Annotated in this window: 20 protein-coding genes; 10 read left to right on the forward strand and 10 right to left on the reverse strand. The window is 47.8% G+C overall.

From position 1 onward, the window contains the following. Positions 1–162: 162 nt before the first annotated feature. The 3 genes from ACE1CM_RS15870 to ACE1CM_RS15880 all read right to left on the reverse strand — a co-directional run bounded on the left by ACE1CM_RS15870 (position 163) and on the right by ACE1CM_RS15880 (position 2,472). On the reverse strand, positions 163–969 hold the full coding sequence (locus tag ACE1CM_RS15870; protein WP_374878480.1) for an alpha/beta fold hydrolase: 807 nt from the start codon (positions 967–969) through the stop codon (positions 163–165). Positions 970–991: 22 nt separating this feature from the next. Next, positions 992–1,570 carry a Uma2 family endonuclease gene (locus tag ACE1CM_RS15875; RefSeq protein ID WP_374878481.1) on the reverse strand — a complete coding sequence of 193 codons (579 nt, stop codon included), beginning with the start codon at positions 1,568–1,570 and terminating at the stop codon, positions 992–994. Between the two features lie 338 nt (positions 1,571–1,908). After that, positions 1,909–2,472 carry a CAP domain-containing protein gene (locus ACE1CM_RS15880; RefSeq protein WP_374878482.1) on the reverse strand — a complete coding sequence of 188 codons (564 nt, stop codon included), beginning with the start codon at positions 2,470–2,472 and terminating at the stop codon, positions 1,909–1,911. A gap of 358 nt (positions 2,473–2,830) precedes the next feature. Here ACE1CM_RS15880 and ACE1CM_RS15885 point away from each other — a divergent pair, with 358 nt between their 5' ends. From ACE1CM_RS15885 to ACE1CM_RS15910, 6 genes are all read left to right on the forward strand, one after another. Beyond that, positions 2,831–3,526 carry a filamentous hemagglutinin N-terminal domain-containing protein gene (locus tag ACE1CM_RS15885; protein ID WP_374878483.1) on the forward strand — a complete coding sequence of 232 codons (696 nt, stop codon included), beginning with the start codon at positions 2,831–2,833 and terminating at the stop codon, positions 3,524–3,526. A 72-nt stretch (positions 3,527–3,598) separates the two neighbouring features. Beyond that, positions 3,599–7,009, forward strand: a complete 3,411-nt coding sequence (locus ACE1CM_RS15890) for a beta strand repeat-containing protein (protein WP_374878484.1) — start codon at positions 3,599–3,601, stop codon at positions 7,007–7,009. Beyond that, the gene (locus ACE1CM_RS15895; RefSeq protein ID WP_374878485.1) at positions 7,006–7,182 is read left to right on the forward strand and encodes a hypothetical protein; all 177 of its coding nucleotides are present in this window, start codon (positions 7,006–7,008) and stop codon (positions 7,180–7,182) included. Before ACE1CM_RS15890 ends, ACE1CM_RS15895 begins: the two co-directional genes overlap by 4 nt. Before the next feature lie 116 nt (positions 7,183–7,298). Continuing rightward, a complete protein-coding gene (locus ACE1CM_RS15900; RefSeq protein WP_374878486.1) occupies positions 7,299–7,622 on the forward strand; it encodes a hypothetical protein in 324 nt (107 codons plus the stop codon). A 607-nt stretch (positions 7,623–8,229) separates the two neighbouring features. Beyond that, complete coding sequence (gatA, locus tag ACE1CM_RS15905; protein WP_374878487.1) at positions 8,230–9,696, forward strand: Asp-tRNA(Asn)/Glu-tRNA(Gln) amidotransferase subunit GatA; 1,467 nt, start codon at positions 8,230–8,232, stop codon at positions 9,694–9,696. An 85-nt stretch (positions 9,697–9,781) separates the two neighbouring features. Then, entirely contained in the window at positions 9,782–13,381 is a 3,600-nt protein-coding gene (locus ACE1CM_RS15910) for a DNA polymerase III subunit alpha (RefSeq protein ID WP_374878488.1), read from the forward strand. A 182-nt stretch (positions 13,382–13,563) separates the two neighbouring features. Here the strand turns inward: ACE1CM_RS15910 and ACE1CM_RS15915 are convergent, their stop codons facing one another. The 4 genes from ACE1CM_RS15915 to ACE1CM_RS15930 form a co-directional block, all read right to left on the reverse strand. Beyond that, complete coding sequence (locus ACE1CM_RS15915) at positions 13,564–15,555, reverse strand: protein kinase (protein ID WP_374878489.1); 1,992 nt, start codon at positions 15,553–15,555, stop codon at positions 13,564–13,566. Between the two features lie 73 nt (positions 15,556–15,628). Then, positions 15,629–15,958, reverse strand: a complete 330-nt coding sequence (locus ACE1CM_RS15920) for a DUF3593 domain-containing protein (RefSeq protein ID WP_374878490.1) — start codon at positions 15,956–15,958, stop codon at positions 15,629–15,631. Next, entirely contained in the window at positions 15,955–16,293 is a 339-nt protein-coding gene (locus tag ACE1CM_RS15925; protein WP_374878491.1) for a DUF2499 domain-containing protein, read from the reverse strand. The genes ACE1CM_RS15920 and ACE1CM_RS15925 overlap by 4 nt, the downstream gene beginning before the upstream one ends. A 66-nt stretch (positions 16,294–16,359) precedes the next feature. After that, positions 16,360–16,551, reverse strand: coding sequence for a DUF1816 domain-containing protein (locus ACE1CM_RS15930; protein WP_374878492.1), 192 nt, complete (start codon positions 16,549–16,551; stop codon positions 16,360–16,362). A 491-nt stretch (positions 16,552–17,042) separates the two neighbouring features. Between ACE1CM_RS15930 and csaB the strand changes: the two genes are divergently transcribed. The 3 genes from csaB (at position 17,043) to ACE1CM_RS15945 (ending at position 20,536) form a co-directional block, all read left to right on the forward strand. Further along, on the forward strand, positions 17,043–18,095 hold the full coding sequence (gene csaB / locus ACE1CM_RS15935) for a polysaccharide pyruvyl transferase CsaB (protein WP_374878499.1): 1,053 nt from the start codon (positions 17,043–17,045) through the stop codon (positions 18,093–18,095). A 219-nt stretch (positions 18,096–18,314) separates the two neighbouring features. Then, positions 18,315–19,844, forward strand: a complete 1,530-nt coding sequence (locus ACE1CM_RS15940; protein WP_374878493.1) for a hypothetical protein — start codon at positions 18,315–18,317, stop codon at positions 19,842–19,844. A gap of 23 nt (positions 19,845–19,867) precedes the next feature. After that, positions 19,868–20,536, forward strand: a complete 669-nt coding sequence (locus ACE1CM_RS15945; protein ID WP_374878494.1) for a glutathione S-transferase family protein — start codon at positions 19,868–19,870, stop codon at positions 20,534–20,536. Between the two features lie 325 nt (positions 20,537–20,861). Here the strand turns inward: ACE1CM_RS15945 and ACE1CM_RS15950 are convergent, their stop codons facing one another. Further along, the gene (locus tag ACE1CM_RS15950; protein WP_374878495.1) at positions 20,862–21,047 is read right to left on the reverse strand and encodes a hypothetical protein; all 186 of its coding nucleotides are present in this window, start codon (positions 21,045–21,047) and stop codon (positions 20,862–20,864) included. Continuing rightward, on the reverse strand, positions 21,044–21,913 hold the full coding sequence (locus ACE1CM_RS15955) for a hypothetical protein (protein WP_374878496.1): 870 nt from the start codon (positions 21,911–21,913) through the stop codon (positions 21,044–21,046). The genes ACE1CM_RS15950 and ACE1CM_RS15955 overlap by 4 nt, the downstream gene beginning before the upstream one ends. Before the next feature lie 236 nt (positions 21,914–22,149). On the opposite strand from ACE1CM_RS15955, the gene ACE1CM_RS15960 reads away from it, so the two are divergent. Then, complete coding sequence (locus ACE1CM_RS15960; RefSeq protein ID WP_374878497.1) at positions 22,150–22,926, forward strand: peroxiredoxin-like family protein; 777 nt, start codon at positions 22,150–22,152, stop codon at positions 22,924–22,926. Between the two features lie 7 nt (positions 22,927–22,933). On the opposite strand, the gene ACE1CM_RS15965 is transcribed toward ACE1CM_RS15960, so the two are convergent. After that, a partial coding sequence (locus ACE1CM_RS15965; RefSeq protein ID WP_374878498.1) for a hypothetical protein occupies positions 22,934–23,174 on the reverse strand: 241 nt, incomplete at its 5' end.

Consider the following 23,174-nt stretch of genomic DNA (forward strand, 5'->3'; position numbering starts at 1 on the left):
AGCCTTTCATGCTGCTGTTTTTCCCCTTCAAGCTTTGCCTCAAAAACTAGGATAATTACGCCAACACACTTAGCGTAAGTGTAGCACATCTAAGAAAAGCCGTCCTAGAAGGACGGGGCTTTAAACCCAATTTTTCGGTAAAACCCGCCTGTACACAACTGGCTAAAAACTATGTAGGTTAATCCAGCGGTCGATATCTTGTAGCACCAGATCTGGGATTTCCCAGGGGAAAAGGTGGGCGGTGTTGGGATAGCACTGCGATTCGCAGTTTTTGAGGTGGCGGGCGGTTTCTAGACTAGACTCAGGGGTGATGTGGCGATCGCACGCGCCAGCAAGTACCAAGCTGGGGCATTGTATCTGGGATAAATCTTCCAGGCGATTGTATCCTGCTTTGAGGGCTACCGATAGCGCCCGCGTCGCCGCAGGGGAAGTTTGCAGGTAGGCGGACGTTGCTTCTCTTGCGAGTAAGCGGTAGGCGGTGGGGGTATGCTGTTGGATGAGGTAGCGGTAGAGCGATCGCTTGCCAAATGTCTCGATATTCCACTTCCAGCCTGGTCGCACTTGATTCACAATTGAAGCCAAACCAGTATATAAATTATCCTGCCAACTAATCGGCGGATGGTTGCCCCAGGGGCGGGCGGCGGTGGCGATTAAAATTAATCCCGTGACTCGTTCTGGGTTTCGCAGCGCTAATTCGAGGGCGAGAATGCCGCCCAGCGACCATCCCAATACCAAACATTTTTCAATCTGAAAGCGGTCTAGAAGCGCTTCTAAGTCGCTTAAATGGTCTTCCATGTCAAAATTACCCCTAACGCGACTTTGACCGTATCCACGGAGGTCAGGGGCGAGGGTTAAGAAGCGTTTAGAGAGATGATCGGTAAAAACGGACATACTGCTACCCGATCCGGGATGACCATGTAAGCAGAGGATGGGGAAGCCGTTTCCTTGGACGTAGGTGTTGAGGTGCATGGGTAATTTTTGCACGCTGGGATTAATCGGTTAAAATTCCGGTTAAGTTTAATACAAATTCTGGTAGGATATTTTCTCCCGATAGGGTAGCAGGTTGGTTGAGAATTTCTACAGGTTGATTGGGGCGATAAATTTCTACAGTTTGGGTTGAGGGATCGATTAACCAACCCAATCGCAAACCATTTGCTAGATATTCTAGCATTTTTTCGCGAATATCTTCTAATTCATCGCTGGGAGAAGCTAGTTCAACTACAAAATCGGGACAAAGGGGAACAAATTTTTTTCGTTGTTCTGAAGTTAATGCTTGCCAACGATCTAATCTTACCCAAGCCGCATCGGGAGAACGAATCGCACCGTTGGGAAGCCTAAAACCTGTGGAAGAGTCAAACCCTTCACCAAGATTGCTTTGTTGATTCCAAAACCAAAGTTGACCTGTTAAGCGTAAATTCCGTCTCCCTGTTTCACCGCCAGTGAGAGCCATAATAACTAATTCTCCTTTGGCAGTTCGCTCCAATTTTAAATTTCGATTCGCCCGACAAATTCTCTCGAACTGCTCGTCGGTTAGTTCAACGGTAGGATGGAGGTCTAGAGTAACTACCATAAAAGCATTATCCTCGTTAATTTTATAATAATATCAATTCTCCAAAATATTGCTACAAATCTGATCCCCCCTAACCCCCAATGCCTTGGGGGGAACCGCAATTAATCCCTTGGGGGGAACCGCAATTAATCCCTTGGGGGCAACCGCAATTAATGCCTTGGGGGGAACCGCAATTAAAGTCCCCCGCTGTGTTGGGGGATTTAGGGGGAGCTGTAGCAAACTATTAGGAAAAGGATATAACTTATTTTAGCGATTCAGATTAAAGGTGGTTTGGCTGCTAAACTCAACAAAAAAATCGGGCGATCGCCCGATTAATTTTTGCTAGCGATTGGGTTTAATTACCGTCTCGGATTTCTAGGATAACCAAAAACTTGCACCCAATAATGACGATATTGGGTGTTAGGAGCCGCGACGTAACCAAACCCAATTTCTGTAAAATTTGGATTGAGGATATTACGGCGGTGTCCTGGACTATTCATCCATTGCTGAATGGTTGCTTCTGGTGTAGCTCCTCCCGCTGCGATGTTTTCGCCTACAAAAGAGTAGGAATAGCCGACATTTTTCACCCGGTCTACCATAGTAGAACCATTTGAACCTGTATGGCTGAAAATGTTATTTTGCGCCATATCTTGGGCGTGAGATTGGGCGGCTTGTCCCAATTGAGAAGATAATTTTAGAGGTTGTAAACCGGCGCGGCGGCGTTGTTCGTTGGTGAGTTGTAATAATTGGGCATCGAAGCGACTTTGGGCTAAAATTAGGGGTTTATTCGGTGGCGCTGGTGCGACGTTTGTGGTTTGGGTGGGGGAAGTGGCGTGAAGCGAAGCTATCGCCGGTAGGCGAATCGCTTTAACTGCGAATAAGGAACCGATGAAGGTAACCGCCCCAAATACAATCCGCTTCATGAATTACCTCATAATATTGCTGATAATAGTTTATTCACTCTTAAGCTTTAAGATTCCGGAAATCATGGCAGAATCAGAAAACGGGTTTTTTAGAATCAGGACTTAGGCAAACACCAAAGTTTCTCTGAAAAATCGTCGTTTTAGAACTCGAGATATGCCTTTCTTCCGCACTCGCGTTCGCAGCAAGAAACTTTGGTGATAGGAACGCGATTGCGTAAGTCCAGATCGACTAACCTAAGTTCATAGCAATTGAGCCAACCATCCCCCACTTGTCGAACTGCCGAGCAGCGGGGTTGCACGAGCGGTTCATCATTGTAGTAGAGTTAGATTTGAGCAACATAAACTATACTGGCATGAAATGAAATATTGTCCTTTAGGATGTTGGTTGGCTCTAGGCAGCGTCCTGCTGTGTCTATCAGACAGCAACTATTCGGTAGCGCAAATTGTCCCTGATGCGACGTTACCCAATAATTCCATTGTCACGCCACAGGGGAATGCGATCGTTATTGAAGCAGGAACTAGAGCAGGTGGCAATTTATTCCACAGCTTTAGGGAGTTCTCTATCCCCACGGGTAGTGAAGCTTTCTTCAACAATGCTGTGGATATGCAGAATATCTTTAGTCGGGTAACGGGTGGTTCAATTTCTAATATTGATGGTTTGATTCGCGCCAATGGCACGGCGAATTTATTTTTACTCAATCCTAATGGGATTATTTTTGGCCCCAATGCTCGTTTAAATATTGGTGGATCGTTTTTTGGCAGTACCGCAAGTAGTATTAGATTTGTCGATGGGACAGAGTTCAGCGCTACTAATCCCCAAGCAACTCCTTTGCTAACTATCAGCGTACCAATTGGCTGGCAATATGGGTCAAATCCGGGAAGAATTACCGTGCAGGGACAAGGTGGAGTGTTACGTTCTCCAGTAGAAGGAGAAACTCTGGAACAAAGTATCGCTAGAGAGATTGGATTTCAGCAAGAATTTTTGAATAACCCTGTGGGTTTGCGGGTGGAACCGGGAAGAACTTTAGCCCTTGTAGGCGGGGATGTGACCTGAGAAGGGGGAATTCTAAAAGCACCGCAGGGACGGATTGAATTGGGGAGTGTGGCGGGTGCTGGTTTAGTAAATTTGAACGCAACCGAAAAAGGCTTTGCTCTGGGATATCAAGGCATCCCCAACTTTGGGAACATTCAGCTATCCCAGTTATCTGCGGTGTTTGCGAGTGGAGAAGGTGGTGGCGATATTCAGGTGCAGGGGGGACGGGTAAACCTGACAGGAAATACAGCAGTATTTGCAGGTACTTTGGGCAGTCAAAATGGAGGCACAATCTCTATTCAGACTGGTCAACTTAGCCTGAAAGAGGGGTCAGCAATAACGGCTGGCACTTTGGGTCAAGGTGCGGGAGGAAATCTGACCGTTAATGCTTCGGAGTCGGTGGAATTGATTGGCACTTCATCTGATGGTCGGTCTTCCAGTCGCTTGAATAGTGAAACTTTGAGTACTGACAAAGCTGGAAATTTGAGGATTAATACGGGGCGGTTAGTGGTTCAGAATGGGGCTTATGTTTCAGCTTCCACGTTTGGTGCAGGTCAGGGTGGAAATTTATCTGTAACTGCCAGGGAAGCAGTGGAAGTAAGTGGCATCAATCCTAGTGGAAATCCTGGAGGATTGTTTAATCGGACATTCGGTGCTGGGAATGCTGGCGATTTGACGATTCAAACGGGGCGGTTGAGCCTTCTTAATGGTGCAGCCATATCCGCAGAAACTCTCGGCGCTGGAAATGGGGGAAATATTCTGGTACAAGCAACAGAGTTAGTAGAAGTTGTGGGAATACAAACCAACGGTTTGCTCACAAAGCTGTCAGCTGGAATCTTAGAGGGAGACAACCCAAATCGCTCTGGCGGGCATCTCACAATTGAGACAGGTACGTTGAGTGTTCGTGATGGCGGTAGGGTTGCTACAGAAATTTTTCAGCCTGGGAATGCTGGAAATATCCAAATTCAGGCGAGAGATCTGGTTGAGGTTGTAGGGTTTGGGCCAGGAATATCTGAATCACCAGGGTTGAGCAGTAGCATTTCTTCAGGTGTTATCGGAACTGTAGGTAATGGAGGCAATATCGCTATTCAGACGCGGACATTAAGCTTGCGGGATGGCGGTGCAGTTTCATCGAGCGTATTCGGTCAAGGGAATGGCGGGGATATTCAGGTACGTGCCAGTGAAAGGGTGGAAGTATTGGGAACGGGGAGAAATGGTGGTCTAGGAAGTAGTCTGATGACAACCTTATTTTCAAACACTGTTGGGAAAAGTGGGAATATCAGCATCAACACCCAAGTATTAAGCATCCGGGATGGGGGCAATGTTGCAACCGAAACTTTTGGTCGAGGAGATGCTGGCAATCTTCAAATTCGAGCTACAGAGCTGGTAGAAGTTGTGGGAGAAGCGCCACCTCTGGCAGAGCTTGGGGGTGGGGGGTTTAGTAGTCGTCTTTCTTCATCTGTTGGCCCCGATGCTGTGGGGAATGGAGGGAATCTAAGGATTGAGACAGGGACGTTAAGTATCCGGGATGGGGGTCTAGTCCTGGCAAATTTATATGGTTCTGGCAAGGGTGGAGAGATTCAGGTACGTGCCAGCAACCTGGTGGAAGTCGTTGGAGCTGGTCCAGTTAGGATAGTTGAAACCGATAATCTTCCAAACATTGAAGGCGTTCCAATCTCGAATGCAATCCGACTGACTAGCAATCTCTCGACAGCGGTAATAGGAGGAGATTCAGGACAAGACGAGGGGAATATTCAAAATCAAGGTGGCAATATCAAGATTGACACTCAGGTTTTGAGCATACGCGATGGTGGAAACGTATCTTCTTCTGTGTCTGGCAGAGGAAACGCAGGCAATATAGAGATTACAGCAAGCGATCGCCTGCAAGTTGTCGGATTTGCTAGTGGAGCAACTTTGACCCAGTATAGTGGTCTTTCTAGCAATGTAGGGTTCTCTGAAGCGAAAGCGGGAGATATAAAGATCGACACCCAAGTATTAAGCCTGTGTGATGGTGCAAGTATGTTTGCTGGTACAGCTGGTATTGGGAATGCAGGTAATATTCAGATTCGAGGAACAGAAGCCGTTGAATTGGTGGGAGATAGCACCGATATCAGCACTACAGTTTTCCCTACAGCGATGGGCAAGGGTGGCAATATCAGGGTGGAAACTCGACGCTTAACCCTTCAAGATGGTGCATCCATCCTCGCTGGCACTTCAGGTAACGGAGATGCTGGCACTATTTTGCTGCGAGCCTCTGAGTCGGTGGAATTGAGTGGTAATAGCGATATATTTGCCACTACTTTGTTTGCAGACGGCTTCACTCCTTCTGCACCCGGACAGGGGGGAAATGTGACGATTGAGACGGGACGTTTGTATCTGACTCAATACTCGACTATAAGTGCTGTCACTGATACTCAGGGAACAGGGGGAACAATCGCAGTCCCAGCTAGTGAATCGGTGCAATTATACAACGGCAGCAGAATATCGGTTTTCACTCTTGGGGCTGGCAATGCAGGAAGTATAAGTGTTACAGCTCCAGAAGTCGAGTTGGCTGGAGACTTCACTTTAGAAGATGGTAGGGTTCGTTCCAGTGCCTTTTCCGCCCAGCGTCAAGGGACTGGTGCTGCGGGAGATGTAAGGATTAATGCTGGACGGTTGATTGTCCGAGATGGCGCACAGGTGGAAGCTGCTGCTTTTGATGCAGGGAAAGGGGGCACTTTGACCGTAATAGCTGAGGAAGTGGAACTGTCTGGAACAAGAGCAGATGGTACATTCAGCAGCTTGTTTGCCTCCAGCGAAGGGAGTGGTGCTGCCGGAGATGTGAGTATTGACACCGGACGGTTGATTGTCCGAAATGGGGCGGTAGTGTCCGTCAGTGGTATAGGTTCAGGGGACGCAGGCAACTTGAAGATAAATTCTGACTCTGTGGAACTCAACAATGATGGCTTCCTTGGCGCGACAACCGCAGCAGGCGATCGCGGTAACATCGATCTACGCTCCAACTCCCTGATTTTGCGTCGCGGCAGCAACATCACCACCGATGCCAAAGGCGAAGCCACTGGCGGCAACATCACTCTCAACACCAATGTATTAGCTGCCCTGGAAGATAGCGATATCAATGCCAATGCCGAACAAAGCTTTGGCGGTCAGGTGAGAATCAATGCTTCTGCTATATTTGGCACTCAGTTTTGCGCCGCACCTATCCTCGATACTCCAGAAAGTGACATTACTGCAACCTCTGCCGCTGGCCCTCTGTTCAGCGTTGAGGTAACAATTAATACTCCTGATGTAGACCCCAGTTCCGGGTTAATCGAATTGCCGCAAAATTTAGTCGATGTCTCAGGGCTAATTGTTGAGCCTTGTGCCGCTGCTAGGCGAGGGAGTAGCTTTGTCGTTACCGGACGCGGCGGCATTCCACCTGAACCGAGAGAATCCCTAAGCCTCAACCCCTTGTCGGTAGATTGGGTTACACTGCCAGCAGATCGTACTGAATCGCCAAGGTGAGTCCTCGAACAGCTAACGAAGACACAGCCTATCAGATGGGCGATCGCATTGTAGAAGCCACTGGCTGGATAATCAACGACAAAGGCCAAGTTGTCCTCACCGCTTCTACTCCCAATATTATGGGCGATCGCTGGTGGCGGACTTCCCCCGGTTGTACTGTGCCTCCCGATTAGACAAGATGGCAAAATGAGGACCAGACGGGCAAGATGCCCATCCCACAAGAGTAGAGACGTTACATGTAACGTCTCTACATTTCTTGTGGGGTGGGCGTCCCGCCTGCCCAAAAACTTTGAGCGAAAAAATTGGCGCTCGTGCAGCTTCCCGGAGTCATATGGGTCATTTTTGTGGCAAAAATGCGCTCGTCGGAAAATACGTTTTGGTCAAACCATCAGTGGCAAGAAAAGATGAGCGGTTGCTTGTGGCACCTTTGGGCGAATACTACGATGACTTGCTAGCTGTGTACGCCTTTGTGACTGACCGAACCAGGTCAACTCAAGCAAATTTTCTCCTGTGCGAGAAACTTCGGGAGGAAGAACCCAAGGTGAGGGAGAGCGTCGCGTATCTTGCCAAAAAAAGGGGCGTAGACCCGGAAAGCTCTGGTATCAAATCCTGAAAGGGGAAGCGAAGAAGATATCCCCTGAAGAAATAGTGGAAAGCGAACGCGCACCAACGCAATAAAATAAGCGGCCCCACCCCTGGGGCGGTTCGATGTGTTTAAAATCTTTCACTGTGCTAGTTCACTCGTCAGGGTACGGAAGCGGGATGCCAGCCACCACCGTATACTTGATCGAGTCTGGACTTAATAGCATCGAAACCAGGTCTTGAGGTCAGCACCCCGCTCTAAAGAGACGAGACTTCACGCCTCGAAACTTTAGGTAGCTGACGGGCCCATAGTCCCATTAAGGGGAAAACGAAGTTATCGGTAAGCGTTCACGTTCCTACCTGCGAATGCTCCCGCCAGGCAAGCAGCTGTAGAACTCAAAGGTTAAACAGTTTTACTCGGGGTAAGATAGTGCTTTTGAGATAGTACCGACCGATAACAATGGCCTTGGCTAACTTTACCCCAGCAATGGGTGAAAGGGGACAACCATAACCTCAGGCAGGGGCAACCATACCCCTCCACCCCGAAAGGGGAAGGCAATTAAAATTGCTCGTTAAGTATTTTATCCCCCACTTAAAAGATGGGGGCTTCCATACTCCCGAAGATTTAAGGTGACTTCATGGCATCCATCCGCGAGTTGCATAAACAACTCATCAAAAAAGAACGCTCTGCTGTAGAAATAGCGAAAGAAGCCTTACAACGCATTGAGGCGGTAGAACCCAAGGTCCGCAGCTTTCTGTGCGTGACGGCAGATAGAGCCTTAGAACAGGCACTAGCGGTGGATGCTAAAATCGCCGCAGGAGAGGAAATTGGCCTGTTGGCGGGGATTCCCATTGCCGTTAAAGATAATATGTGTACCAAGGGCATCCCCACTACCTGTGCATCCAAGATTTTAGAAGGGTTTATCCCGCCTTACGAGTCCACGGTGACGCAAAAACTGCTCGACGCGGGGGCGGTAATCGTAGGCAAGACTAACATGGATGAGTTCGCGATGGGCAGTTCCACAGAAACTTCTGCCTATCAGCTGACTGCGAACCCTTGGGACTTAGAACGAGTACCGGGGGGTTCTTCTGGCGGCTCGGCGGCGGCGGTATCGGCAGATGAATGCGTGGTATCCTTGGGTTCGGATACGGGGGGTTCGATTCGGCTTCCAGCTTCTTTCTGCGGCGTTGTGGGATTGAAACCGACTTATGGATTGGTATCTCGTTTCGGACTCGTGGCGTATGGTTCTTCCTTGGATCAAATTGGGCCATTTGGTCGTAGCGTAGAAGATACGGCGATATTGTTGGGAGCGATCGCAGGTTACGACCCCAAAGACTCCACCAGTCTCAACGTCCAAATACCCGATTACGCCAAAGCACTTAAACCGAATCTTAAACCCAGAGGCTTTCTCAGAATTGGCATCATCAAAGAAACCTTTGGCGAAGGTTTGGATCCCATAGTTGAAAAAGCAATCACCAAAGCCATCGAACAACTGCAACAATTAGGTGCAGAAATCCACGTTATTTCTTGTCCTCGTTTCCGCTACGGCTTGCCCGCCTACTACATCATCGCACCTTCGGAAGCCTCTGCAAATCTAGCCAGATACGACGGGGTAAAATACGGTTTCCGCACCAGCGATCCTGATAATTTAATGACAATGTATACCAAAACTCGCGCCGCTGGTTTTGGTGCTGAAGTCAAGCGTCGGATCATGTTAGGAACATATACATTATCTGCGGGGTATTACGACGCCTACTATCTGAAAGCGCAAAAAGTCCGTACCTTAATTAAACAAGACTTCGATCGCGCGTTTGAACAAGTGGATATTTTAGTTTGTCCCACCGCACCCACCACCGCTTTTAAAGCTGGGGAAAAAACCGCAGATCCTTTAAGTATGTATCTGTCCGACTTGATGACAATTCCGGTAAATCTGGCTGGTTTACCCGGATTAAGTATACCCTGCGGCTTCGACGATCAAGGATTACCCATCGGCTTACAAATGATTGGTAAACTATTGCGCGAAGACTTGTTATTAGAAGTCGCCTACGCATACGAACAAGCCAACCCTTGGCACTTACGCGCACCAAATTTAGTCAATGGTTAATGGCTAATAGCTAATGGGTAATAGGAAACAAGACCAACTACCCATTAGCAATTAGCAATTAGCAATTAGCAATTACCAATTCACTATGTCCTTCGTCGGTTTACACAATCACAGCGATTATAGCCTGCTCGATGGAGCGAGTCAGTTACCGGACTTGGTAGATCGAGCAATAGAATTGGGGATGAATGCGATCGCTATCACCGATCACGGCGTCATGTACGGCGCTATTGAGTTACTTAAAGTCTGCCGTGGTAAAGGCGTCAAGCCAATTATCGGCAATGAAATGTACATAATCAATGGGGACATCGAAAAACAAGAACGGCGTCCCCGCTATCACCAAGTTGTTTTAGCCAAAAACAACCAAGGCTATAAAAATTTAGTCAAACTTACCACAATTTCTAATCTCAAAGGCGTGCAAGGAAAAGGGATTTTTGCCCGTCCTTGCATTAACAAAGAGTTATTAGAACAATACCGCGAAGGACTGATTGTCACCAGCGCTTGTTTGGGGGGAGAAGTTCCCCAAGCGATTCTGCAAGGTAAATTAGAAGCAGCGCGTAAAGTCGCTCAGTGGTATAAAGAAAGATTTGGAGATGATTATTATTTAGAAATTCAAGACCACGGTTTGCCAGAAGAGCGCGTGGTCAATGTAGAAATTGCCAGAATTGCGCGAGAACTGGATATTAAAATAGTCGCGACGAACGATTCGCACTTTATTTCTTGCAAGGATGTCGAAGCGCACGATGCACTTTTATGCATTCAAACCAATCAATTAGTTATAGAAGAAAAACGGCTGAGATATACCGGAACGGAATATTTAAAATCAGCAGAAGAGATGCGACAACTGTTTCGCGACCATTTGGAAGATGATGTAATAGAGCAAGCGATCGCTAACACCGTAGAAGTAGCAGAAAAAGTCAATCGCTACGATATTATGGGCGAACCCCGCCTCCCCGAATACCCCGTTCCTTCCGGACATACCGCCGATACCTACGTCGAAGAAAAAGCCTGGGAAGGACTGCTAGAACGCCTCAAATGCAAATCCCGCGCCGAAGTCGCTCCTGTTTACAAAGAACGGCTGGAATATGAGTTAAAAATGCTCCAGCAAATGGGATTTTCCACCTACTTTTTAGTCGTTTGGGATTATATCAAATTTGCCAGAGATAACGGAATACCTGTTGGTCCAGGACGAGGTAGTGCCGCAGGTTCTCTGGTTGCTTATGCGCTAAAAATTACTAATATAGATCCAGTCCACCACGGACTATTATTTGAGCGATTTCTGAACCCAGAACGGAAATCAATGCCGGATATCGATACAGATTTCTGCATCGAAAAACGAGATAAAGTAATCGAATACGTTACCAAAAAATACGGCGAAGATAGAGTCGCCCAAATTATTACCTTTAACCGCATGACCTCCAAAGCAGTCTTGAAAGACGTTGCTAGAACTTTAGGAGTGAGTTATGCAGATAGCGATCGCATGGCAAAATTAATTCCTGTATCTAGGGGCAAGCCTGCTAAACTTAAGGAAATGATCTCGGATCAATCCCCAGAACCAAAATTTAAACAAGCATACGAAAACGAGACGGTTATCATCCACAACGAACGCAAAGAACCAATCGGAGAAATTCCCGTTCGTCGCTGGGTCGATATGGCAATGCGAATAGAAGGAACAAACAAAACCTATGGAGTCCACGCTGCTGGCGTAGTAATTTCTGCCTCTCCTTTGGATGAAATAGTGCCGTTGCAAAAAAATAATGATGGTGCAGTAATTACCCAGTATTTCATGGAAGACGTGGAATCAATGGGACTGCTAAAAATGGACTTTTTGGGGTTAAAAAACCTGACGATTATAGAAAAAGCCATAGATTTAATCAAGAAAAATAGAAACGAAATTATTCAACCAGATGCGATAACAGAAGAAGAAAGATCCGGTCAAAGAATCCTAGCAAAAGGTAGTGAAAAAAAACTACCAAAGCAGGTGCAAAAAACATTTGAAATTATCGAAAAAGGAGATCAGATAGGCATATTTCAAATAGAATCTTCTGGGATGCGCGATATCGTGCAAAAATTAAAGCCATCTAACATAGAAGATATTTCGTCTATTTTAGCCCTTTATCGACCAGGGCCATTAGATGCTGGCTTGATTCCCCAATTCATCGACCGCAAACATGGAAGAGAAAAAGTCGTATACGAACATCCGCTACTAGAGCCAATTTTGCAAGAAACTTACGGAACGCTTTGCTTTCAAGAACAAATCATGAAAATGGCGCAAGATTTGGCAGGTTATTCCTTGGGTCAAGCTGACTTATTAAGGAGGGCAATGGGGAAGAAGAAGACCGAAGAAATGCAGAAGCAAAAAGAGGCATTTATTGATGGGGCGACGAGGAATGGAGTTAGTAAAAAGATAGCAGAACACTTATTTAATCAAATGCTAGATTTTGCAGCTTATTGCTTCAATAAATCCCATTCAATGGCTTATGCATATGTCACTTATCAAACGGCATTTTTAAAAGCAAATTATAGCACGGAATACATGGCGGCGCTGTTAACAGCTAATAGCGGCGATCGCGAGAAAGTGAAAAAATATATTGATGGCTGTCAGAAACTAAATATTAAGGTAGAACCGCCGGATATTAATCGATCTGGGGTAGATTTTACGCCGCAAGGAAATAGTATTTTATTTGGACTATCGGCAATCCAGAATGTGGGGGAAAATGCGATCGCATCCATCCTCAACGCGCGCAATCAGGGAGGCGCATTCAAGAGTATGGCAGATCTATGCGATCGCATCGACCTCCGCACAATCAATCGCCGCGTCTTGGAAGCTTTAATCAAATGCGGCGCCTTCGATAGCATCGAAAAGAACCGCAATCAATTAATCCACGACCTCGATATCGTCATTAGTTGGGCGCAAGATCGCGCCAAAGATAAAGCAGTTGGTCAAGGCAATTTATTCGACCTCCTGGGAGGTTTTACAACGGGTTCTGATAGCAATCAAGGCTACGACTCTGCCCCCAAACACCCGCCAGTGCCGGATTTTCCCAGCCGCGAAAAATTGCAAATGGAAAAAGAACTGCTGGGTTTTTACGTTTCCGAACATCCGCTAAAATCTGCTAGCAAAGTAGCGCAGATGATGGATATAAATACTATTAGCATCAGCCAATTGGGGCAAAAAAATAATGCAAAAGTCAGCGCGATCGTGATGGTAACAGCTATCAAAAACGTGATGACAAAAAAACGCGAACAAATGGCGATATTGCAAATCGAAGATATGAGCGGACAAGCGGAAGCCGTTGTTTTTCCCAAAACTTACGAAGTGATTCACTCTTACCTAAATAATGATGCCCGTTTAATCCTCTCAGGAAAAGTCGAGAAACAAGAAGAACGTACCCAACTGATTGTTTACGACGCCTTCCCCGTCGAAAACGTTCAAATGGTGATGGTGAAACTCGCACCCCAGGAAGTCAACGCCAATGAATTAAGTACCTTGCGAAGCATTTTGCAAGAACATCGCGACAAGGAAGAAAAAGCAAAAGTCCCCGTGGTTGCGATCGTATCAGACCGAAATCGGCGCGAGTTGTTGCGTCTGGACCCCAAAGATTGGGTGCAAGATGCTCAAGCAGTTGTCAATGCACTCAAAAGCGCTGGATTTGATGCCGACGCCAAGCGCTTAGTCGGTGCTTAATTAGTTAGTGGTTATTAGTTATTAATAGAACCCTCATAACTAATGACTACTATACTTAACACAGACGCTTGCCTGACAATTAGGTAGCTAAGAGAAGACTGGCAGAGATATCAAACTAGCCATTAGCAATTAGCCATTAGCCATTAGCTATTAGCACTATCTATGACCGCGGCAAGCATAACTTACTTTTCCCATATCTTGATCGTATTATCGAAACTGCCGCTGACAATGGTTTGTCCATCTGGACTAATTGCTACAGAACTAATCTGGTTAGTATGCCCAGTAAGCGTGTAAAGCAGTTCGCCAGTGTTGATATTCCACAGCTTGAGAGTCTTGTCGCTGCTACCGGAAACAAGCATCTTGCCATCCGCACTGATGACAATCGAATTAACTGACTCTGCATGATCCGAAAGCGTGCGGATCAATTCTCCCGTACTCGCATCCCACAATTTAATTGTTTTGTCCTTACTGCCGCTGGCGATAATTTTCCCATCAGGACTAATGGCAACAGAATTGACTAAATTAAAATGCCCGCTGAGAGTGCGAAGCAATTTTCCACTATCCATAGCCCACAACTTGATTTGGTTGTCAAGACCGCCGCTGGCTAAAAACTGTCCGTCCGGGCTGATGGCGACTGATTTAATCATGCCTGCGGGACTCAATAGCGTACCCCGCAGCGTTCCGGTGGTGAGCTTCCATAATTTAATCGTCCTGTCCTTGCTACCGCTGGCGAGGGTTAGTCCATCCGTACTGATAGCGACAGAACTCACATCTCTGCCATGATCGGTTAAAGTGCGAAGCTGGCTGCCAGTGAACAGATTCCAAATCTTAATCGTTCTGTCATCGCCGCCGCTGACCAGCATTTGCCCATTAGGACTGATGGCGACGGTATTGACAGCCTTTGAATGTCCGCTGAGGGTTTGCAACAGTTCTCCCGTCTGGAGATGCCAAACTTTAATCTTGTCATCGAGACTGCCGCTAGCAACGGTTTGCCCGTTGGGGCTAATGGTAACCGAAGTCACCCAGGATGAATGTCCGCTGAGGGTATTTACGCATCCCCAAGTGCCAGTTTTAGGGTTAGAATTTATGGCTCTGGGAAGGGGGGGTCTGGAAATCGGCGGTCTGGAGATAGGGGGATTGGAAAGCGGCGGTTTGGAGATGGGGGGGTCAGACAGCGGCGCTTTTGGCAGCGGCAGTCTTGCACCCGGTGGCGGAGAGATTGGGGCAGGCGGAACCGTGGCAGGTTTTGGCGGTGTCTTGAGGGGGGTAGGGGGAGCCAAAGGTTGACCGCCGATCTCCCTGAGTATCTCATCCGCAGACTGGTAGCGATCGCTCACCAAGTCTTTCAGCATTTTGTCCAAAATCTGCCCCAAGCGATCGCTGACATTTATGCCTTTTTTGAGCAAATAATCTCGCCAGATCCAGCGACCTTGCAACGGATTGTACAACTCTTCCGGTTTGATTCCCGTTATCAGGTGAATGCAAGTTGCACCCAAACTGTAGATATCGCTTGCCGGATACACTTGACCGCTTCGCAGTTGTTCTAACGGTGCATACCCTTCCGTACCAATTCTCGTACCCGGTTGGATTTGAGTCGTGTCTTTCAACTGCTTGGCGATGCCAAAATCTATCAGCACTAACCTGCCATCAATCTGGCGGCGAATAATATTCGCAGGCGTAATATCCCGGTGAATGATCTGGCGGTCGTGGATAAACTTCAAAACTGGTAGGATATCGCCCAACACCTGCCGGATCTTTTGTTCGCTAAAAATTCCCTGCCGGTGCAACTCCTGAAACAAAGTTTGTCCTTCGATGAACTGCTGCACCAGATATAGGTATTTGTCCTGCTCGAAGTAAGCTAGCAGCGTGGGTATTTGGGGATGCTCTCCCAATTCGTGCAGTCTGACTGCCTCTTGGTTAAACAGTCGGATTGCCTTGTCTAGGGAATTTGTTCCTTGAATTTGAGGCGAAAATTGTTTAATCACGCAAGGAGTTTTTAGCCTATCTTCATCTACTGCGAGATAGGTTCTGGCAAATCCTCCCTGACCGAGAGGACGGATTGGGCGGTAGTGACCCCTCAGCAGCGGTACTAATTTTGCTTTGCAGCTGTTGCAAAACGTTTCGTTTTCAGGATTGAGAGGCTGCTGGCAATTGGGATTTAAGCAACAGATCATAGTGACAAGGAACCCGAAGGACTTGTATTTTATTTTGCCTTTTATACGGGTATGCTATCTGTTCGCCGCAAAATCAGACTTTTTCTTGCCGCGATGGTTCTGGGGAAACCGACTCGCGTCGCGCTTTTTCTATTACTGCCTGTCTGAAACCCAGCACCACCAAGATGTTCGACAGCGTTAAGAAAAACTCTGCCCCACCGTGCAACCAATCCACATTAGCGAGGGACTCCCCGTAAACAATTTTCGCATAAATTCCCGCCGGAATCGTGACGCCGACAAACACCAATGTCATGTAAAACCCAATCAACGCCAAACGCGGTGCTTGTTTGGAACGGGTGAGAAACCACAAAAAACCCAGGTATGGAAACAGGGATAGGGCAAACAGGGCATCTTTTGATATCATGATTCTTTTGCTTTGTCTTGACTGAGTTGCGCCGGATTAGCCGAGTGGGCATTTCGCCAAATCCACCACGCCGCGGCACAAAGCGTGCAGTTCCCCAACACCGTCATCGCTGCTTGCAGCGTCACCAGCCATTCCAGAGATGGTGGATTATCAAAATAATGCCAAGTGCAGGCACACATGGCACTAACTAACGCTGGTAGCATAGCAAAAGATAAAGCATACCACGTCCGGTTGCCGCTGACTTCGCCGTAAGTCCAGATCAACCAGATCGCAGCAATCCACTCAATCACGCTCGAAACGTGAATAATCCAGGTAGGAATCGATAGTGCGTGCATCGCTTGTTAACATCTGCAAACATTTTTCTATCCTATCGTTTCCCTAGCCCCTAGCCCCTTGTTTGGTCAGTCTTGAAAAATTGTTAAGTCACTCGGACTGTACAACTTGATCTGGATTTCTATTTCTTGGGCACCTTCCTGTTTTAAGTCTTCAAGGTAGCCTTCTTGAGCCTGTTCGGCTTCCGCTGCATTATCGAAAGGCCCAAAATAGTAGATACAGTAAGGTTGTTTTGTTTTTACTTCCAGCCACCAAAACATTTTTACACCTCTTTTTTTTTGACTGAGCTATTTCTCTGACAATTTTTGGTTTTGACTCTTTTGCACCCCTATCTTCTTTTAGTTAAAACCGGATAAATCAGCCTACCTTAAAAAAAATTTAACTAGGAAGACAGGTATCTCTGACTATGCAACAGATGGTAAACAAGAATTGAATTCAAGGTTAGCAAGTAAATGAGTTTATCGAACCTCTTTCCCCCTCTACTAAAAGTTAGCTATTTTTCAGGTATTGTAAAAAATACAAAAACTAAAGACCCAGCGTAGGCCGGGAAAATTGCGAAAACAGGCTCTTGTAGGTGTATAGCCAAAAAATAGAATAGGTAGATGCCATTAGTCAAGAGTCTAGACTTCGATCTGGTGCATCTCACCCGATAGGATTGTCCGGCAAGGGCTACCCATTGACAGCCTCAAGACTTTTTTACACCCACCTACTGAATTTAAACTGATACAGAGAATACATTTTGAGCAAAGACATGGGCAAGATGCGGGCAGTGTTGTGCGGCTACTACGGCAAAGGCAACGGTGGCGATGAGGCATTATTGGCGGCGCTGCTGCAAATGCTACCCGAAGAGGTAACGCCGATTGTACTTTCGGGGAACCCAGGTCAAACGACCTCGCGTTACAACGTCCGCAGTTGCGATCGCTTCTCGCCGTGGCAAGTTTATTCTGCGATTAGATCTGCCGACGCTTTCATTTGGGGCGGCGGCAGTTTGATCCAAGATGTCACCAGCATCAACAGTGCCTTTTACTACGGCGGTTTGATGGGATTAGCCCAGCAGATGGGTAAAAAAACTATCGCCTGGGCGCAAGGAATTGGGCCGTTAAAACGCCCGATAACCCGCGCGATGGCACGGCGATGCTTCGCCAACTGTAGCGCCGTCAGCGTGCGCGACAAAGCCAGTGCTGGCTTAGTATCAGAATGGCATATACCCTTTTGGATCGCTCCCGATCCGGTTTGGGCATTAGAGGGGGCACTCGTCAAAGGACTGTGGGACTTACCAGCACCTAGAGTGGCAGTAACCTTGCGCCAACATCAAGAGCTAACTCCGGTGCGTTTGGCTTGTCTAACCCGCGCCCTGATAGACTTTCAGCGAGCAACGCAAACCTGTATTTTATTAGTACCGTTTCAGCAATCCCAGGATTTGGCGATCGCGCAATCAATCCAGGCAGCGATGCCGGAAGTATCCCATATCATCTGCCTGGAAGATCCCAAACAGTTAAAAGGCTTATTTGGTGGCGTGGAAATGGTAATCGGAATGCGCTTCCACAGCTTGATTATGGCTGCTGCGTCTTTCTGTCGCTGTTTCGCCCTCAGCTACGACCCCAAAGTCAGCCAACTAATGGAAGAATTACAATTACCGGGATGGGATATTGCCGCATTGCCCGAAGACCCTAATATAATTAGTCAAACCTGGCTGGAGTGTTATGCCAATGGCGAACCCCTCTCGCTGGTGCAAATTCAATCTTTAGTAGACCGCGCCCTGATGCATCAAGATTTATTAAAGCAAACCTTAACCCTGGGATAGTAGCCAAGGATCAAAGTAATCCTATTACAATGATTGGCAAGTGGCCTAGTTGTAAAGGACTTACCCACGTCGATGCCAGAAACAGGGTTTCGACCTAGATATCCAGTTTCCCAAGCAACGATTTTTCATAGAAACCCGGTTTCTTTGCTGAAGTCCTAGTTGTAGATAACGCGAAAACAAATCCCTGTCAAACAGTCGTTAACCTCTGAGGTAGAAGCGATGAGCGAAGCTGAAATTCCCAACAACGAACCAGGTCTGCATGAGGCGAATCAGCCAACGCCTGCGCTAGATTCCTCAGCAGATACTACTGACTCTATTAACTTATCAGTCCAGGAGCCAGAAAATTCTGCGCTCGTTGATGATATAGATCGGTCAACAAGTGCTGGAGAACCCGAACTGATAGAAGATCGCCAAGGTTCTGCCCCACTACCAACTACAAGCGAAATAGTTGCACCCGTTGACGATGTTAACCGCGATGACGCCGAGGAAAATAGCCAGCTTGAGGAGGCGCTGACTTGGCAATCCGACTTAGACGTAATCGAACTGGTGACGTTAAGTCAATCCCTGCAAGAGCAAAATAGCGAACTGCTGGGTCACGTAGAACAGTTAGAAACGCTCCTCGATGAGTGCCACAATGCGTTGCAGTTGCAGATGAAGCGCAATCAAAGCTTAGAAACGAGGCTAAGCGAACAAAATCAAGAACTCACTAAAACACAAGAGCAACTGACGCGTTTATTCCGAGAGTTGGAAGCTTCCCATCAAGTCGCACAGCGCCAGCAAATTTTAATCGAAACCTTAAGCCAGCAAATGGAAAGCAGCCAGGAACAGGTGGCTCAGCTGGAAAGGGAATGCGCCCATATTCAGCAAAAATACAACGAACAATCTTACACTTTGTCAATCAGCGAAAATACCTGTACCGAGTTGCGCTCGCGCTTGGAACGCCAGCAACGTTATTCGCTGCAACTGAAAGCCGCTTTAGATAAGTGTTTGGAAGTCCCTTTCCAAACCGAACTCGCAGCAGATATGGGCAACGCTCCTGTGGGGGCAGAATTACAATACAATCCCCACAATGCCGCTGCTAGGCTGCGCTTGCTGCTAAAACCGCAACCGATTCAACCTTGGTCAGTATCCTTGGACTCTATTTCAGAAGATACCCTATCTGACCAAACCGACCAAATCGACAGCAGCAGCGAACCCGTTTTAAACCAGTCTTTGACAGCAGAAACTCCAGAAGAAGTTAGCACCCCAATTGAATGGCTAGCACAAGAAGAGCCAGAAGCACCAAGCGAGCCAATAAAAGATACAACGCCCGCACCAGTCGCGCCTAAACCCCAATTGGGCGATGATTTACCCGATTTAAGCGCAGATGTTAACCGCAATATTAACGAAACCGAGGAAGTTTTGTGGGAAGAATTGGAAAGGTTGACACAAGCTGCGATCGCATCCACCAACATTCCCGCAAAAGAACCCCCTGTAGCGCCCCAGCCAATTCACTTACAAGCTTGGAAGCCGGTAACCCCAGAACCAATTAGCAACCGTCAGTCAGCCCCACAACCCCAGGACGAGTCGGCAGCGTTACCAGAACCCACCTCTGTCAGCAGTATCGTCCCGGTTACTCCCAACGAGTCTATCGACCTCTCCGAGGCTGCCAACTGGCCCGCACCTGTAGTTTATCCCCAACGCCCGCAAAAGAAAATCAAGTCCTTAGCCGCCATCGATCTGCCATCTTTTCCGCGGCTGGGCAAGTAGTGTACCTTACCGTGAAGGGGCATATGCTCATCGTCCACCATCTCAACGTCTCCCAGTCCGAGCGGATCGTTTGGCTGCTCGAAGAGCTAGAGTTGCCTTATGAACTGTGCGTGTACGAACGCGATCGCGTCACCCAGTTTGCTTTGCCCGAACTGCGCTCGGTTCATCCCCTCGGCAGTGCGCCGGTGCTGTGCGATGGCGACGTCGTGATGGCGGAATCTGGTGCGATCGTCGAGTACGTACTAGCCCGCTACGGCAACGGGCGGCTCTCGGTTCCCGTCACCTCGCCCCAGTATCCCGACTACCTGTACTGGTTGCACTACGCGAACGCCAGTTTGATGGCGCAGATCGGCTTGAACTGGATCGCGGCAATGGTGGCGGGAGCAAACAGCGATTCTCCGGTGCTTCCCACCCTCCGCCAGCGGCTCGATCGTCACCTCCAGATGGTCGAAGATCGCCTGTCGCGATCGCCCTACTTCGCCGGTTCCGAGTTCACCGCTGCCGACATCATGATGCACTTCCCCTTCGGCACGATGAAGGCGTTTTACAATGTCGGTCTTGACAAGCTTCCGAACGTTAAAGCGTGGTTGGCGAGGATAAGCGATCGCCGTGGCTACCAGCGCGGGATGAAGGCGGCAGGACACGAACAAGACCCCGCACTCGACTGGGGCGCAACACGCAGCGCGTTTTGAAGCTTGTCACTGTAGAAAGCACCTACCCTTCAGGGTAGGGCTATACAAACAAAGCCTGCCAAAGCAGGCTTTGTGAATTTCTAGCCCGCGCAGGCGGGCTTCGTTTGTGTAGCCCCTGAAGGGTAGGGCTATACAAACAAAGCCTGCTTTGGCAGGCTTTGTGAATTTCTAGCCCGCGCAGGCGGGCTTCGTTTGTGTAGCCCCTCAAGGGTAGGGCTATACAAAAAAAGCCTGCCAAAGCAGGCTTTGTGAATTTCTAGCCCGCGCAGGCGGGCTTCGTTTGTGTAGCCCCAGGCTTCAGCCTGGGGGGGGGGCGTATAGGGCGTCATATTTCCCAATTGGGTGCAAGTTGAGAGAAGCGCAGATCGGCAAAATCGATCTTATTTTCTTGGGCAATTTGACCTACAATGCTGGATTTTCCAATACCGGGCGCACCCCAAATCATCGTGCTGATTTTTAAGTTTTTGTTGACTAGGTTGTTAAGGTAAGCTTTTAGATCAGCAGGAGTCATGAGGTTAGAGAATTTGAATCAATTGAGTTCTCTTTTGTCTTGAGATTGTCGATAGCGCTCCATCGAACGTTTGCATCAATATCTTTAGCTAACAGTTCCAGAATGCTGGCAGGGATGTTGGAATTTCTGGCAACTGCCCCTCGAACCCATGCATCGTTATCTTTAGCTAACAGTTCGAGAATACTAGCAGGGATGTTGGAATTGTGGGCAACTGCCCCTCGAACCCCTGCATAATTATATTTAGCTAACAGTTCGAGAATACTAGCAGGGATGTTGGAATTGTGGGCAACTGCCCCTCGAACCCCTGCATAATTATATTTAGCTAACAGTTCCAGAATGCTGGCAGGGGTGTTGGAATTTTTGGCAACTCTCTCTCGAACCTCCACATCATTATCTAGGGCTAGCCATTCCAGAATGCTAGCAGAGGTATTCCTATTCCAGGCAACTTTCCATCGAACCTTCGCATCATTATCTAGCGCTAGCCATTCCAGAATGTTGGCAGAGGTATTCCAATGCCAGGCAACTTCCTCTCGAAGTCTAAGATTCTGAGGCTGCATCAACTGTTCTTGCAAATAAACTGGAATCTTTTCTAACGTGCAGAGACTATACAGCGTATAAAAAGGAATTTCATCAACCAGATTCTGTTTTTCTTGGAACAATAGAGAAAATATCGGATTGTCTAGCAGTTGCTGGGGAAATCTAGCACCTAACTTCAATAACACTTCAGTTGGCGCGTTAGGATTTTTGGCAACTATCCTTGCCAGTTCGTTGCTAATCTGGGCTAGTTCGGCTAAGCGATCGCCTGAAGTATTTTCATTCTCTGCTTCCTGCCGCCATTGCCAAAATTCTGCGTTTGTTGGTGTCATATGTTTTGGGAGGTTTGGGAGTGCGATCGCCACCTAATATCACCATTATTAAATATAGTAAAATGTATGGATAACTCAACAGTTATAGCATCAACGGGTGGTAGGGACACGGCATGAATAAGTTTTGTCGCTACGGGCAAAGTTTTTTGAATGCCGTGTCCCTACCATGTTGTGTTGTAACCAATTGAAAACTGTTGTAAGCGATCGCATTCCTCCCTTGTCTGAATAAGTAACCGATGAATCCACATACCATTTTGAGTCAAACCGAGCGCCAACGAGTGAGCGACGGCGCATTTGTACCCATCTTAAACGGTTGCGAGTCTTCACCTCGAAAACTGGTACTGCTATTGCCACAATTGGGTGATTTCGACAGTCTGGAATATGCTTGGTGGTTGCAGCGAGATGCCAAACAGCTTCAAGCACAAGGGATAGCAATCCGAGGGGTGGGAATAGGCGATCGCAAGTCCGGCGAGCGATTCTGTGGTTACACCGGATTTCCGCCAGACTGTTTGTTTGTAGATCCCACCGCCCAACTGCACCAAACGCTCAATCTGTATCGGGGTTTATCCCTCAAACTACCTGGTTTATCCCCTGGTGTAAACGCTTGGCTTAATTTAATGCTAATGTGTGCTGGAATTGGTAGCCCTGGCACTTTGGGCGAAGTATTTCGAGGGTATAGAGGCGATCGCCAAGCACCGCAATTAATTGGCGATGACGAAATTATCCAAGCTCCCCCTCTACCGCCGCTCAAAGGTTCATTGTTTGGATTGGCAGGTGGCAAAGGTTTTCAGCGTCCGTTTGAGTTAGCAACCTTGCGATTGCGGAATATGGGAGAAGTATTGACAAATTGGCAGACTTATGTTCCCAATCCGGCTTATCTCACCCAACGAGGTGCGACTTTCCTGTTTAATGCTCAGGGGGATTTAGTCTACGAGCATCGCGATCGCGCGATTCTTGGCTTTGCTGCCGATATGAGAAATCCCCTATCTTTTCTCACAAGTGAGGCGAAATAGCTATAAATCAAGCTTGTCGATCCCCCCTAGCCCCCCTTGCCAAGGGGGGAACCGGAAATAAGTTGAAAGCCTCCCCAGGGGGGAAGCGGAAATAATTGGAAAGCCCCCCAGGGGGGAAGCGGAAATAATTGGAAAGCCTCCCCAGGGGGGAAGCGGAAATAATTGGAAAGCCTCCCCAGGGGGGAAGCGGAAATAATTGGAAAGCCACCCCAGGGGGGACGCGGAAATAATAAGATCGGAAGAGCGGC

It is taken from the genome of Microseira sp. BLCC-F43, from assembly GCF_041929235.1.
In the GTDB taxonomy this organism is placed as follows: domain Bacteria; phylum Cyanobacteriota; class Cyanobacteriia; order Cyanobacteriales; family Aerosakkonemataceae; genus Microseira.